The 14,939-nt window shown below is 40.4% G+C and carries 10 protein-coding genes; 9 read left to right on the forward strand and 1 reads right to left on the reverse strand.

The window, feature by feature from the left end:
* The first annotated feature begins 32 nt into the window (after window positions 1-32).
* Window positions 33-2,012 (forward strand): methyl-accepting chemotaxis protein, encoded by a 1,980-nt coding sequence (locus tag MKX82_RS05645; RefSeq protein ID WP_341075612.1) that lies wholly within the window; start codon window positions 33-35, stop codon window positions 2,010-2,012.
* 218 nt (window positions 2,013-2,230) lie between these two features.
* Complete coding sequence (locus MKX82_RS05650) at window positions 2,231-3,790, forward strand: histidine kinase N-terminal 7TM domain-containing diguanylate cyclase (protein ID WP_341075614.1); 1,560 nt, start codon at window positions 2,231-2,233, stop codon at window positions 3,788-3,790.
* 32 nt (window positions 3,791-3,822) lie between these two features.
* Here the strand turns inward: MKX82_RS05650 and MKX82_RS05655 are convergent, their stop codons facing one another.
* Entirely contained in the window at window positions 3,823-5,025 is a 1,203-nt protein-coding gene (locus MKX82_RS05655) for an MFS transporter (RefSeq protein ID WP_341075616.1), read from the reverse strand.
* 331 nt (window positions 5,026-5,356) lie between these two features.
* Between MKX82_RS05655 and MKX82_RS05660 the strand changes: the two genes are divergently transcribed.
* From MKX82_RS05660 to MKX82_RS05690, 7 genes are all read left to right on the forward strand, one after another.
* Complete coding sequence (locus tag MKX82_RS05660) at window positions 5,357-6,316, forward strand: S8 family peptidase (protein ID WP_233317871.1); 960 nt, start codon at window positions 5,357-5,359, stop codon at window positions 6,314-6,316.
* A 142-nt stretch (window positions 6,317-6,458) separates the two neighbouring features.
* The gene (locus tag MKX82_RS05665; protein WP_251644653.1) at window positions 6,459-7,385 is read left to right on the forward strand and encodes a TRM11 family SAM-dependent methyltransferase; all 927 of its coding nucleotides are present in this window, start codon (window positions 6,459-6,461) and stop codon (window positions 7,383-7,385) included.
* A gap of 106 nt (window positions 7,386-7,491) precedes the next feature.
* A complete protein-coding gene (locus MKX82_RS05670; RefSeq protein ID WP_341075627.1) occupies window positions 7,492-10,668 on the forward strand; it encodes a DEAD/DEAH box helicase in 3,177 nt (1,058 codons plus the stop codon).
* Between the two features lie 22 nt (window positions 10,669-10,690).
* Entirely contained in the window at window positions 10,691-10,975 is a 285-nt protein-coding gene (locus MKX82_RS05675; RefSeq protein ID WP_233317866.1) for a DUF3219 family protein, read from the forward strand.
* A gap of 20 nt (window positions 10,976-10,995) precedes the next feature.
* Window positions 10,996-11,991, forward strand: coding sequence for an LLM class flavin-dependent oxidoreductase (locus MKX82_RS05680; RefSeq protein ID WP_233317863.1), 996 nt, complete (start codon window positions 10,996-10,998; stop codon window positions 11,989-11,991).
* A 288-nt stretch (window positions 11,992-12,279) separates the two neighbouring features.
* Entirely contained in the window at window positions 12,280-14,046 is a 1,767-nt protein-coding gene (locus tag MKX82_RS05685) for a sensor histidine kinase (protein WP_233317862.1), read from the forward strand.
* The gene (locus tag MKX82_RS05690; protein WP_233317860.1) at window positions 14,025-14,810 is read left to right on the forward strand and encodes a response regulator transcription factor; all 786 of its coding nucleotides are present in this window, start codon (window positions 14,025-14,027) and stop codon (window positions 14,808-14,810) included. The genes MKX82_RS05685 and MKX82_RS05690 overlap by 22 nt, the downstream gene beginning before the upstream one ends.
* Window positions 14,811-14,939 lie beyond the last annotated feature (129 nt).

The raw sequence follows: 14,939 nt of genomic DNA on the forward strand, positions 1-14,939 counted from the left end.
AAAGATATAAAAAGATAAGGGCAGGAGACATCATGGGGAATTTAAAGAGAATAAAGAAGATGAAAATGACGATTCAAAAGAAGCTATTAATCACCTTTTTGCTGTTAGTCATTATACCTGTACTAACAATAGGAGCAGTTTCCTATTTCAGTGCAAACAAGGCGATTTCAGACCAAATCTCGTATGCATCAGAGGCGAGTGTAAACTTGTTAAACGAATATATAGACAGTACAGTAGAGCCAAAGGTGAAAGATGCTGAATTTTTTGCTGAAAACATTGCGGTAAATAAAAACAGCGTAAAAGAGAATTCAGATTTACGCAAACGGCTTGATGAATATGCATCCCTCCATCCCGAGACTGCCAGCATCTATGTAGGCACGGCGAATGGAGAGATGATTCAATACCCAGTTAAAAAGCTTCCGGACGGTTATGACCCAAGGGAAAGAGATTGGTATAAGAATGCAGACCCAACAACAGAAACAGTGATTTCTGATGCTTACTTATCAGCTTCCGGAGAAATGGTTGTTACCATCTCCAAAAAGCTTGCTGATGGATCTGGTATCCTTGGCATAAATTTAAAGGTTGATTCGATAAAAGAAGTTGCTCAAAAAGTGACAATCGGTAAAGAAGGCTATGGCTTTATCCTTGGGAGGGGAAAACAATATATTTATCACCCAACGAAAGAGTCCGGCTCTGAGGCAAAAGACAGCTTCATGTCTGCACTGTATGAAAGTGAATCAGGACATCAAAACTATGAGCTTGATGGTGAGCTGAAAAGCATGGCATTTACAACGAACAAATTAACTGGCTGGAAAATTGCCGGGACGATGTATAAAAGTGAAGTGGATAATGCATCAGCATCTATTGTAAAGTCATCGTTAATTATTCAGATTTTTGCTATCCTAGTTGGCATTGCTGTTGCAATTCTTGTTACACGTTCAATCATCCGCCCGCTTCAGAAGCTGAAGAATAGTGCACAGGTTATCAGCAAGGGAGACTTAACAGCGCCGATTGAAGTGTCTTCACATGACGAAATTGGCGAGCTTGGCACAGCATTTTCCGATATGAAGGAATCACTGCGGGGGCTGATTTCACAAGTAGATTCAAATACAGAGCAGGTGGCAGCAGCAGCCGAAGAGCTGTCAGCAGCTTCAGAAGAAACAAAAACAGCAACTGTTCATGTTGCCTCCTCTATTCAACAGATTGCAAGTGGTGCAGAGGTGCAGACTACTGGCATGGAAAAAACAGCAGCAGCTATTGAAAAGGTAGGACAAGGCATAAATACAATTTATAATAATGTGGAAATGGTCAATAAGGAAGCAAGATTGACAGCAGATCATGCAATAGAGGGCGGAGAGTCTGTCAAAAAAACAGTGGACCAAATGACCACTATTTATAACCATGTGAGCGAATCAGATCAAATGATAAAATCATTAAACGATCGCTCTAAGGAAATAAATGAAATAAGCAATGTAATCAGCGGAATCGCTGAACAGACAAACCTGCTTGCACTTAATGCCGCAATTGAAGCAGCAAGGGCTGGAGAGCAAGGCAAGGGATTTGCTGTCGTGGCTGAGGAAGTAAGAAAGCTTGCAGAACAGTCGCAAACATCTGCTAAACAGATTACTGGTTTGATTAAAGATATTCAGACAAGTACAGAACAGACTGTTGATAAAATGAAGCAGGCTGCTGAAAGTGTTGAAACAGGAATCGAGGTTTCACAAGAAGCAATCGTCAAGTTTAATGCCATTATTGAAGGAATCAAAAATATGGCACCAAAAATGGACGAAGTCTCTCATATCGTTAAAGGTGTTAATGGAGAAATACAGTCCGTCACTGCGACTTCATTTAACTTAGCAAATATCGCTAAAGAAAACACTTCTGCATCAGAAAGTGTTGCAGCAAGCACAGAACAGCAAATTGCTGTCCTTGAGGAAGTTACAGCTTCAGCTAAATCACTTGCAAACATGTCAGAGGAACTGCAAGAGCTGATCCGCAAGTTCACTGTGTAATTAGGTAAATAAATACAATTGTTGGAACGGTTTTTCTTTCAGCTAAGAAAAGCTGCTGTACCAATGATAAGACCGCTTTTGTCACAAAACAGAAGCGGTCCTTTTTTTCTATCCTTATTGCCGGGATATAGAATATAATGGAGAAAGGAATGCATCGCCATAAGGAACCAAAAGGCTGTTGCACCAATCTTTAGAAAAGATGGAGAAGAAAACTTAAAATGTCAAATGAACTATTCCTTTTTTCCTTTATTGATATTTGCGGTGGGTTATTGAGCGCTTTGCTATGCATTTACGCCTTTTTTAATATACGCCATGCTCCTGGGGGCATCTTCTATATTTTAGGGACTTTTTGTTGCTCGCTGTTTACGTTCTTTTATGTTTTTGAACTGAACAGTCAATTACTAGAGCATGCAAAAATCTGGCTGCGACTAGAATATTTAGTTTTGCCCTTCATCCCTGTCTTTACATTATTTATGTGCATGGAGTATGTCGGAGTAAAGTGGAACCGGCATTTGTATTACTTTTTTTTCGGTCTGCCACTGCTGACAATACTTGTTCACTATACAAATGATTTTCACCATTTTTACTATAAATCGATGAGTATGGACACATCTGGACCTTTCCCTGTTTTGAGCTTAGAAGGAGGACCATGGTTCTATTTTCATTCCTTTTTCCTGTATGCCTGTGTGTTAGGGAGCATTGTCCTCTTGCTTGCGCAATTTAGAAAGGGCAGAGCAAGCCGCTTTAAGTGGCAGATAGCCACGATGACTGCAGGACTGTTTGTGCCTGTGCTAGGGAGTGTTTTGTATTTAACTGGTTTAAGTCCAAATGGCATTGATTTAGGACCAATATCAATGAGCATCTCTTTTATTTTCCATGGTGCCGCCATTATATCCTTGCAGATGTTCAGCGTTGCACCAATTGCTAGAGAAAAGGTGTTTGACAGTATGGAGGAAGGGGTTTTAGTTTTAAACCATAACAACATAATTGTAGATTTTAATCCAATTATGCAGCAGATGGTGCCGAAAATCAGCCGTGCCATTGGCAAATCGATTAACGATATCCTCAAGGACAGTCAAACGCTGTTAGGTATTATCTCTAAAGGAGAAAAGCGCGATTATAAACAGGAAACTGCTTATGGAGATATTCATTATCAAATTAAATTCACCCCAGTGTTGCACAGAAGTAAGCATCTCGGTCAAATCATCACATTTGTAGATGTGACAGATAGAATACATCTGCAAGACCAGCTGAAAGCAATCGCAAGCATAGATGGGTTAACAGAGGCTTATAACAGAACCTTCTTTCTGCAAAAAACGGAAGAGCTGCTCGATAAGGGGTATTTGAAAAGCTTGAGCATCATCATGTTTGATGTGGACTATTTTAAAAAAGTAAATGATACTTTTGGTCATAAAGCAGGAGATACCATCCTAAAGCAAGTGGTTAAACTGGCTAAAAAGCATATGAGAAGATCTGATATTATTGGCCGGTATGGCGGTGAGGAATTTATCATCTGTCTGCCTGATGCTTTCATGCAGGAAGCAATTGTTATTGCCGAAGCAATTCGCAGAGAAATCGAAAGAACACACGTCGATGTAGATGGAAAAGAAATCAAGGTGACGACAAGCTTCGGTGTTGCAAGTGCTGCTGCTAACGACCAAAAAAACAGCAAGCTTATCGCCTCCCTTATGGATGAAGCCGATATGGCACTATATACAGCGAAAAATAACGGCAGAAACTGTGTACGGTCATTTGAAGACCCAGTTGTCATTCACTAAAAAATGTATCCTGTTAACAGGATACATTTTTTTTATGCAGGGCTTTTCTGCCGATATATTTGGCTTGCCCACAACAAATACATTCCCCCGAAGAAAATATATAAAAGCCCATTGGCCGCACCTAATGCTCGCGGTTCAAATACTTCAAGCAGCAGACCTGTAACGAACATGGATAAACCTAAGCTTGTATTGCCGATTGTGGCAGATAAGGCAAAATAACTTCCTTGGTGCTTTTGCGGCATGGTTTTCATCACAACTGTATCAAGCAATGCATTTCCGACACCTCCAAAAACCGTCAATATCCCAAACAGGACGGCAATCATTGCAAACGAGTTCATCTGGCTTACAATCAACAGAATAATTCCCTCAATGATCATCGCGAGATAAGCAAACAATAAGAAGTTTCCCTTAATTAATCGAGTGAAAAAGGGGCTGATAATAAAGCCAACTCCCAAGACGCTGTATAGAATGCCTACTCCTAGATCTGCAGCAGGAAAGGTGTCTATCGCATAGATGCTTATAAGGACATTTTCTATCCCGTTAGCTAAAGGTACAAAAATATCAGCACTTAACAGCATGATAAATAAGGAGGAAGAGAAAATTACGGCTATAAGCTGATTACCTTTCTCCTTCGTTGCTGGCTGATGAGCTGTATGCCGAACAGCATCATCTATTTTTGCAATTCTGCTTATAAATGCTGCTGCAGTCAAGAAGGATAAGATATTGACAAAAAAGGCAGCTTTTTGGCCAAATAGCAGGGAGATGATTCCGCCGGAAAATGCGCCGATAACAAGGACGAAGCCCAACTGGACTTGTTCCCACCCGTTTACTGCTTTCATACTTTCCCCATTTATTAGTGCTGGAATGCTTGCCTTCCGCACAGGCGCATAGAGGGCTTCACCGCTGGCCAAAAGAAACGAGGCAACATAAATAATCCATATATCTTCTTTGCTGTTTACAAATAGAAAGGATATGGCAATGAAAGCCCGGATTATGTCTGTATAAAGCAAAACTTTTTTTCGAGACCATTTAGCAGCAACCATACTGCTAAGTGGCCCAAACAGTAAGAATGGCAGCATGCGCAAAGCCAGTGTTATGCCTACAGACATACCCGATGCAGACAATTGTAAAAGAAGCGACAGAGAAGCTACTTGACTGAATCTGTCTCCGATGCCATTGATAAGGCCAGAAAAAAACAACTTCTGATATTCCTTTTCTTGCGACAGAATAGACATGATTGATCACCTTCTAATTAGATTGATATCTAATTAGATGATAATCTAATTTAAGTAACTTGTATAGATATAATGATTAATAAATTTAATAGCAGCCATAAAGCCTTATCTTTCATCCGGAAATTTTTTACTGCATTCCCCTCCAAAAGCCTTGCTGTTCCTAGTAATTGTTGGGTTTTTGGTGATTCATTTCTAGTAGGGGAGGATAACAGCATCCGTATATTTTCGCGAAACATGTGTTCTTATATGAGTCGAAAGGCACTTTTTATGAATATACTAAATTGTTAAACTATTTGGTGTAAACTACTAATCCTACAGGAGGGATCATATTATGAGACCAGAAGTGAAGGTAATACCTTACAAAGTGGAGCAAGTGGTACAAATGGCGAATGAGGTGCCGACAGGAATTCAGCAAATTCAAGCACCTGCATTATGGAACAAATCAAAAGGAAAGGGTATTAAGGTTGCAATCCTTGATACAGGCTGTGATACGACACATCCTGATTTGCAGGAACGTATTATCGGCGGCTATAACTTTACAGACGATGATAATTCAAATCCAGATATTTATAGTGATTATAATGGACATGGCACACATGTAGCCGGAACAATTGGAGCAGTGGAAAACAACGATGGAGTGGCAGGTGCTGCACCACAAGTGTCTCTTTTAATCGTAAAGGTTCTTAATGGACAAGGTTCAGGGCAATATGATTGGATTACTAACGGAATTCATTATGCAATTGAACAAAATGTTGATATTATTTCCATGAGTTTAGGAGGACCGGATGATGTCCAAGCACTTCATGATGCTGTGAAAAGGGCGGTTGACAACCAAATTTTGGTCGTTTGTGCGGCTGGTAATGAAGGAGATGGACGTGAGACGACTGAAGAGCTGGCATACCCTGCAGCATATAATGAAGTAATTAGTGTTGGTTCTGTCGATTTTACAAGAAACTCCTCCGAATTCTCCAACTCTAACAGAGAAGTGGACCTTGCTGCACCTGGAGAAAATATTCTGTCCACATATCCAGGCGGCCAATATGCCAGACTTAGCGGTACATCTATGGCAGCACCTCATGTAAGCGGCGGACTTGCCCTAATTAAGGCAATTGCAACGGATGAATTTGACAGACCTCTGACAGAACCGGAGCTGTATGCACAGCTCATCAAACGGACTGTTCCACTAGGATTCTCTCCAAAACTGGAAGGGAATGGGCTTCTTTATTTAACAGCCCCAGAGAAGCTCGCAGAAGCAATCCAGTCAAGTGTGACGAAAATGCTGTCTGTCTGAGTATGATAGAAAACAAGACGCTTCCTTTACGGAAGCGTTTTTTTGTTGGCAGTCAGAAAGAAGTTTAAAGCAGCTGTTTAATAGTAATACATCTCTAAGTCCATTATAATAGCAACATAAAACGTAAAATGAGGGTTATTAATTGAAAACACAAGAATTTATATACACGATTTCTTATCACGAGGATGAGGCAGATGTTTGCCAGCTGGAGATGCGCTCGCTTTTTTCAGCAGAAAATATTACGAATTTCGTGGAAAGCACACTCGAAATTGATCCAAGCAGGAGCCCGTTTATCAAGGGAAGAATCGATATTAAAGCAGCAAACGAAAGCTTTGAAGAGCTGCTGACAGATGTTCAGAAAATCGGACTGGAGGAAGACTCCTATAAAGTTGTGTTTATTAAAGGAACTGGAAATATTCCCTTTACCGAGAGAAAAAGAATGGAAAGAGTCGCAGGCGCTTGTATTAAAGGTAATGTGAATCTGCATAACCCTGACAAAATATATGCCATTATGTTTGGCAATGGCCGCTGGATATTTGGCGATTATCAGGAAAGCACATCCGTTTGGCTTGCACATCAAGGCAAGCCGAATCAATATTCAACAGCGTTAAGCACAAGATTGGCAAGAGCTGTTGTCAATATTGCCGTACCACATCCTTCAGGAACTAAGGCAATTGATCCTTGCTGTGGTATCGGAACGGTGCTCATCGAAGCATTGTCAATGGGTATCGATATAGTTGGCAGTGATATAAATCCACTTGTTACAGGCAAGGCACGAGAAAATATTGCTCATTTCCAACTGAACGGAGAGGTTCTGTTACAGGATATCAAGGATGTGACAGGAAAGTATGATGCCGCTATTATTGATATGCCTTATAATCTTTGTTCTGTTCTTCCATATGAAGAGAAGCTGTCTATGCTTAAGAGTGCAAGACGATTTGCGAAAAAGGCTGTTATCGTATCAATTGAAGAAGTAGACGATGCAATTCTTCAAGCAGGATTTACAATTGTCGACCGCTGCATTGCTAAAAAAGGCAATTTTAAAAGGCATGTTCTAGTATGTAGCTGATGGTTATTTTTGGTGGTGCACAATGTTTGTTGCCTATATCTCTACAGTGTTAGAATAAAAAATATAATATATAAGTTACCCTAAACTTGAAGAAGGAGAAAGCCAAATGAATGTAAAGCTTACGAAAAACATCATAAAAGAAATGTGTGGCAATGTCTCCTTCAAGCGAGGGGATTCTTTTGTGAGAAATAAAAAAGTCACATTTCAACTCTTTCATTCACATACATGCAAAGCGATTGTACATGGAGCAGATGATTTTATGGTGAGTATAAAAGCAGATGCTGCAGGGAAATTGGAGGCAGAATGCTCTTGCCCCAAACTGGCGTCCTTTCAAAAGGACTGTCAGCATGTGGCCGCTGTTTTGCTTGCTGTTTATGAGCAGCAGCTGAAAAAAACTGCTCCGCAAGTGGTGCAGGGTGGTGAAATGCTCGCAATGGAGCTTTTGTCCATTTTTGATGGTGCGCCTGCAAGAAAGAGCGCTCATCAGCGCCATTTTGAGAATCGAGATATTCAGAAGGCTGAGTTTATTTGTCATGTAACGGAGTCTCACGGGAAAAGAAAAACCTTTGCAGTTGAAATGACCATAAATGGCACAGCCTTGCCGGATATTTATGCGTTTTTACAGGCATGGAAAGTAGGAACCCCTTATACAGATGGAGAAATTTCCTATAATCCAGCTACACAATGCTTTTTGAAGGAAGCCGATGATGTGTTAAGCGGGCTGTTTGCAATCGGTGAGGATGAAAAAGTCAATCAGACAGCAAGCGGTGCCGGAATTGCAGGAGAAGAAAGACAGCTGTTGTACTTATCGCCTTCTTCCTGGCCTACTGTTCGCCGCCTGCTTTCGAAGGCACCATATGTACAATTACAGCATAGAGGCGAGTTATTTTCTGATTTCCGCCTTTCCAACAACCAGCTGCCGTTAACATTCTCATTCGAGCATGAAAACTCAGGTTCCCATAAGCTTGCTATAGCAGGAATGAACCATATAGAATTACTGCCCTTATATGATTCGGTAGTAGCAAACGGAATAATATATGAATTAGACAGCCAGGATATGCAAAGGCTGTCCGAATTAAAAGGCATGCTGGAGCAGACTGGCACAAATCAAATTCCAATCCGCCCGAACCAGGCGGAATTTTTTCTTGAAAAGGTAGCGCCTAATTTAAGAAAACTCGGCAAGGTGAATATAAGCAGCCAATTTGTGCGGACGCCGCTTGAAGCAAAGCTGTATTTGGACCGTGTCAACAACCGGCTGTTAGCAAGCCTGGAGTTTCACTATGGGCCTGTAATGCTTAATCCTGTTGAAAACAGGGATATACCTGCAAAAGGCTTTTTTGTCAGGGAAGAAGAAAAGGAAAATGAGATCCTTAAAATCATGAAAAACAGCTCGTTTGCACAAACTGACAGCGGCTATATTCTTTATAATGAAGAGCTAGAGTATGAATTCTTATATAATACTCTCCCAGAGTTGAAGAAAATGGTGCAAATATATGCAACAACAGCAGTGCGCAACCGAATCTTTAAAGGCAACAGCTTCCCGAAATTCAGAGTGAAAATAAAAAAAGACCGCATTAATTGGCTGGAATTTAAGTTTGAAATGGATGGCGTACCAGAAAGAGAAATTAAAGAGCTGCTGTCTGCACTTGAAGAAAAACGAAAATACTACCGGTTGAGAAGCGGATCACTCTTGTCTTTACAGACTAGAGAATTCGAACAAATCCAGCATTTTTTAAAGTTTCCAGAGCTAGAGCTGAAGGAGGAAGTTGATATTTTTGAACTTCCCGTTACAGAAGGTTTGCCGTTATTTTCAGATGGAGAGCAGGGCATTATCGAGCTGGACAAATCGATGAAAGAGCTTATGCAAACAATCCGTCAGCCAGAAAAAACAGACATTGAAGTGCCTGCCAAGCTGCAGCAAGTCTTGAAAGAATATCAGAAAACAGGATTTAAATGGATGAAAACCCTTGCTAAATATGGGTTTGGAGGAATATTGGCAGATGATATGGGGCTTGGGAAAACATTGCAAAGCATCACATTTATCGCCTCAGAGCTTTCCAATATCAGAGAAAGAACACAGCCTGTATTGGTAGTTTGTCCATCATCCTTAACATATAATTGGCTTCAGGAAATAGGGAAGTTTGCTCCTGATATTCAAGCACTTGTGATTGACGGCGCTGCTGCTGACAGGAAGCAGCTGCTGAAAGAGCTTGCTGGCATTGATGTTGTGATCACTTCTTATCCGCTGCTGCGCAAGGATATTCATTTGTATGAAACAATCGCCTTTCATACGGCATTTTTTGATGAAGCACAAGCCTTTAAGAATGCAGGGACACAGACGGCAAAGACAGTGAAGCGAATTCGTGCAGACCAGCGCTTTGCCTTGACAGGAACTCCGGTGGAAAACTCACTTGAAGAGCTTTGGTCATTATATTATATTGTTTTTCCGCAGCTGTTCAGAACATTGAAAGAGTATGCGAATTTGTCGAAAAAACAAATCTCGCAGAGAATTAAGCCATTTTTGCTGCGCCGTCTTAAAGAGGATGTCTTAATGGAACTCCCTGGTAAGGAAGAATGGGAGGAAGCTGTTGATTTGCTGCCAGAACAGAAGAAGCTTTATGGTGCATATTTAGCAAAACTTCGCCATGATACACTTAAACATCTAGATAAAGCAACACTTCGAAAAAATCGCATACGAATTTTAGCAGGTTTGACGAGATTGAGACAAATCTGCTGCCATCCTGCCTTATTTGTCGACGGCTATAACGGTAAATCGTCCAAGCTGGAGCAGCTTATGCAAATCATAGAGGAGTCAAAGCAGGCAGGCAGGAGAGTACTGATTTTTTCTCAGTTTACTAAAATGCTCGAATTGATTGGAAGAGAACTCGCAATAGAAGGTCTGCCGTTCTTTTATCTGGACGGAAACACTCCCTCTGAAGAGCGAGTTGACTTGTGCCGCCGCTATAACGCTGGCGAAAGAGATTATTTTTTAATCAGCCTGAAGGCAGGTGGAACAGGCCTCAATTTAATGACAGCAGATACAGTCATCCTTTATGATACTTGGTGGAATCCTGCTGTTGAGGAGCAGGCTGCTGACCGCGCCCACCGGATTGGTCAGGAAAACGTCGTCCAAGTAATCAAGCTGTTAGCAAAAGGAACCATTGAAGAGAAAATACATGAGCTGCAGGAAAAGAAACGGCATTTAGTCGATGAAATAATCAATACAGACGAAGCGGTGCTCTCTTCCATTACGGAAGAGGAGTTGCGAAGCCTGCTTCTGTGAAAAAACGAAGGGAATGGTAGAAATGGCAAAACAAATCAAGCTGGATGATACTATAATCCAAGTAAAAAGCTATACAGAAGAGATCCAAAATGATCTGCATTCAATCAAAATTATATTTGATGTAGCAAGCGACGATTATCATGAAATTACTACCCTTCTTTATAAAGGAGCATTCCATGTTACAGTCGCAGAAAAAGATTTAGCATTTCACGCTGCTATCCAGCAATATTCCACCTCTATAACCAATCTATATGAAAAAGGAAATACAGGTGAATTTACGTTAACTCTACTCGAGACAAGGAACTAACTTAGAAAGAAGGCATCGCCATGAGATTAGGAATATTAGATCAATCGCCGATTTCCACTAATCAAGAGGCACAGGATGCTTTAGCTGCCTCTGTTAAATTGGCGCAAGCCGGAGAGGAATTTGGATATGTTCGATATTGGCTTGCTGAACACCATGATTTGCCAGGCCTTGCTTGTTCGGCACCAGAAGTGATGCTGAGCTATATCGGCGCTAACACAAGAACCATCCGCATCGGCGCTGGTGCAGTGCTGCTGCCTTATTATCGTCCGTATAAAGTAGCAGAAGTGTATAACATGCTGGCAACCTTAATGCCCAATCGCGTTGATTTAGGAATTGGACGGGCACCTGGAGGTTCTGCAGAAGCAAGCAATGCATTATCCCCAAACTTCCTCCAGCAGGTTTGGGCAATGCCTGACAGCATAAAGGAGCTGCTCTTATATTTGGATGATGAATATAGTACAAATAATGAGCATGCAACATTATCAGCAGCACCAGTTCCGAAAATCCCGCCTGTACCATGGCTGCTTGGCACAAGCAAAAAAAGCGCAATCTTAGCAGGCCAGCTCGGGCTTTCCTACACATTCGGCCATTTTATGAGCGATAAAGACGGCCCGGAAATTGTCCGGCAATATAAAGCTGCCTTCAAGGAACGAAAAGAGGGACAAAAAGCAGGAACGATTGTCGCCGTAGCTGCCTTTTGTGCAGAAACTACAGAAAAAGCGGAAGAAATCGCCTTAAGCTCCTTCATATGGTCACTGCAAAGAGCAAAAGGAGCAGGAGAAGGAGTCCCTTCAATTGAAGAAGCAAAAGCATACAAGCTAACCGATGAAGAAAGTCAAACACTTGCTTCCATGAAAAATAAAGCTGTTATTGGGAACCCGAAAGAGGTTAAAGAGCAACTTTTAAGCTTAAAAGAAGCGTACGGTGCAGATGAAATCATGATTGTCACAATCACATATAATCCAGTTGATAAGATCAATTCATACAGATTGATTGCAGAGGAATTGTTATCTTAAGAAAAGGAGGCGCGTTAGTTTCGCGTCTCTTTTCTTTTTTTGTCCAGCTAATTTTCTGGCTGAATTATGATACTCTCTATATCCTCCTGCTTGAAAAGATAGTATAATTCGGATTAAGAAAGGGCTTACAAAAGATTGAAGAAGCAGAAAGCTAAACTTAATAATAAATAGATTTGCCTAGTTTGTATATTGGATAAACTAAGTAGGTTAGTAAACTTGTAAAGGAGAGAGGAAATAATCAATTACGGCTTATAAGTGGAAGAAACTTCGCAAATAAGGGGGAAGTATATGCTTAGGTTGTTAAAAAACTGGAATACGATGCGAAATCAAATATTAATTGTTTTTCTATCTGTCATGTTTATTGTGTTATTAATTGTAAGTATCTTAATATTCAACCAAGTATCGTCTCTGTTAAAAAACAACGCAGAAAAACAAATCAAACAAGTGGCTGTGGAGGCTAATGGAAGACTTGAATCACTGTATGAGCAGATTAACATGGCTTCAAAGCTTGTTGTTACAAACGACAAAGTGCAAAAGCTGCTGACGAAGGAATATGACAAAAAGGAAGTGCCATTTTTAGAGCTGCAGCAATTGATGGGAACAGTTAACACCATTACAGCAAACTCTGATGGCATTTTTTCGTTCCAGCTTTTCACGAATGAAGAGCATCGTATCCTGCCTCTTGATGACGCAAATGCTCCCCTTAAATTAAGGGATATCTGGGTGGAGATGGCAAAGAGAGAAAAGGGAAGACTAGTTTGGATCGGTGAGGATCCGAATGACCCTAATTATTTTCTTGCAATCAGAAGAGTTAATTTAATGGACAGGAATTATGCAAATGGCGGATACATCCTCATCAGCATTTATAAAGAGTATTTTCAGTTCGTCAACAAGGATTTAACTAATAAAACAAACCAGTATTCCTTACTGCTTGATAAGTCTCTTGAGCCGATTATAACTGATTATGATAAGCCGCTTCCGTCCATCATACATAATGAAAAATCAACTGTACAAATAAATAGTCGGGATTATATGGCAACAAGAGAGGTATCGGAAATCACTGGCTGGACAGTCCTTATCTTAACACCTGTAACTGCCTTAACAAGCGGAATTTCTGTTCTCCGTTCAAGTATCTTAATCTCAGGGTTGATTGGTCTGCTCGTTTTTTTTATTTGCTCGTTATTTCTGTCTACCATTATTACAAGACCAATAAACAGGCTGACAGAAACGATGAGACATGCTAGTAGTGAGTCTCTTGCGTTAAACCCAAAGTTGCCCTCTGTTAACGAAATAAATGAATTGAATAGTACTTATAACCAGCTTGTGAATGAGACAAACCATTTGATAAAAATGGTATATCAAAAGGAAATTATCAGAAGCCGCAGTGAATTGAAAGCTATTCAAGCACAGATTAACCCACATTTTCTCTTTAATACGTTGAATGCCCTTCATTGGTCGCTGGAGGACAAAATGGAGGATGAGCTTGCAGAGACTGTCGTTGCAATGTCCAATCTCTTTCGTTATACAATTACGAACAGTCCAGATGACGAATGGGTTTACTTGAAGGATGAACTAAATCATATCAACGATTATATGGAAATCATGAAAATGCGCTTCGGAGACGATTTAAAATGGCGCATAGAGATGGATACAGTATATGAACTGGTTAAAGTGCCTAAATTCTTGATACAGCCATTAGTAGAAAACTCTGTTATTCATGGTGCAGGAAACAAAATAGGAGTTTGCACCATTATCATAACTGTTACATTAGCAAGCAACAGACAAGGTTTGTTGGTTACTGTAGAAGATGACGGTATGGGAATCACCGAAGAGAATCTAGAGAAAATCAAGACAGGGATGGACATTGGAGGGATTACCTCCATTAACGGCAAAGGAATGGCGATTTCTAATGTCCATAAAAGGCTTAAGCTCTATTATCAGGAGGATGGACAGAAAGGACTGGAAATAAAGAGTAAGCGAAACAAAGGGACAGTTGTTTCCTTTGAAATTCCGATTGTAGGGGGAGACCAGGAATGTATACAAAAACTATCCTAATTGTTGATGATGAACCAATGGCAAGGCAGGGAATAAAGAGGACGCTTGATGCTTGGGCAACTGAAGAATGGCAAATACTTGCTGCATCAAATGGGATTGAAGCGATTGAGCTTGTCAAAAAACACAAGATTCATATATTAATAACAGATATTCGTATGCCCCAAATTACCGGCATTAAACTTTTGCAGGAAATAAAAGTACAGAACTTAACACCTGTAGCTATTGTCATCTCTGCCTATTCTGAATTTGAATACGCACAGGAAGCACTCCGTTTAGGTGTCATTAATTATTTGCTCAAGCCTGTCAGCAAAAAGAAATTGATTGATGCAGTGGAAGATGCCATCCAAAGAGAAACAAAGCAAACAAGAGCAGAGATAATGGAAAAAGTTATGGACGAAAAACTCCTCAAAATCAACATGAAAGAAAACACAGCAAAGGAACCAGTCAGAGAAGCTGTCCGCTATATTGACAAAAATTTAAAGACAGAGCTGAGCTTAAAGTTAGTTGCTGAGCATGTCCATTTAAATCCAAGCTATTTAAGTGTCCTTTTCAAGGAACAGATGAAGGTAACTTTCAGTGAATATATAACAAGACGCAGAATTGAACATGCTAAAGAAATACTGATTGCTACTAATCAACCAATCACAGATATTGCGGAGGAATGCGGCTATAAAACTTCTAAGTATTTCATTAAGATTTTTCGTGAGTTAGAAGGTGTCACACCAAGCATGTACAGACGGACAAACAGTGTAAGAGCTTTCTAAAAAAAGTAGTATTATTCCTAATGACAGTGACCTTTCAGGGCAATAAGTAAAGGTGGTAGACTAACTAGTGTAAAGAAACTAATAAAAAAGGGGGCAATACAGTGTTTAGACGCAAATCTATTTTCGTAA

Source organism: Niallia sp. FSL R7-0271 (assembly GCF_038005785.1).
Taxonomy (GTDB): Bacteria; Bacillota; Bacilli; order Bacillales; family Cytobacillaceae; genus Niallia.

Excerpts from the sequence above, each read along its gene's own strand:
- MKX82_RS05685 (WP_233317862.1), top strand. The coding sequence starts at position 12,280 with ATGCTTAGGTTGTTAAAAAACTGGAATACGATGCGAAATCAAATATTA.
- MKX82_RS05655 (WP_341075616.1), bottom strand. The coding sequence starts at position 5,025 with ATGTCTATTCTGTCGCAAGAAAAGGAATATCAGAAGTTGTTTTTTTCT.
- MKX82_RS05660 (WP_233317871.1), top strand. The coding sequence starts at position 5,357 with ATGAGACCAGAAGTGAAGGTAATACCTTACAAAGTGGAGCAAGTGGTA.
- MKX82_RS05690 (WP_233317860.1), top strand. The coding sequence starts at position 14,025 with ATGTATACAAAAACTATCCTAATTGTTGATGATGAACCAATGGCAAGG.
- MKX82_RS05645 (WP_341075612.1), top strand. The coding sequence starts at position 33 with ATGGGGAATTTAAAGAGAATAAAGAAGATGAAAATGACGATTCAAAAG.
- MKX82_RS05680 (WP_233317863.1), top strand. The coding sequence starts at position 10,996 with ATGAGATTAGGAATATTAGATCAATCGCCGATTTCCACTAATCAAGAG.
- MKX82_RS05650 (WP_341075614.1), top strand. The coding sequence starts at position 2,231 with ATGTCAAATGAACTATTCCTTTTTTCCTTTATTGATATTTGCGGTGGG.
- MKX82_RS05675 (WP_233317866.1), top strand. The coding sequence starts at position 10,691 with ATGGCAAAACAAATCAAGCTGGATGATACTATAATCCAAGTAAAAAGC.
- MKX82_RS05670 (WP_341075627.1), top strand. The coding sequence starts at position 7,492 with ATGAATGTAAAGCTTACGAAAAACATCATAAAAGAAATGTGTGGCAAT.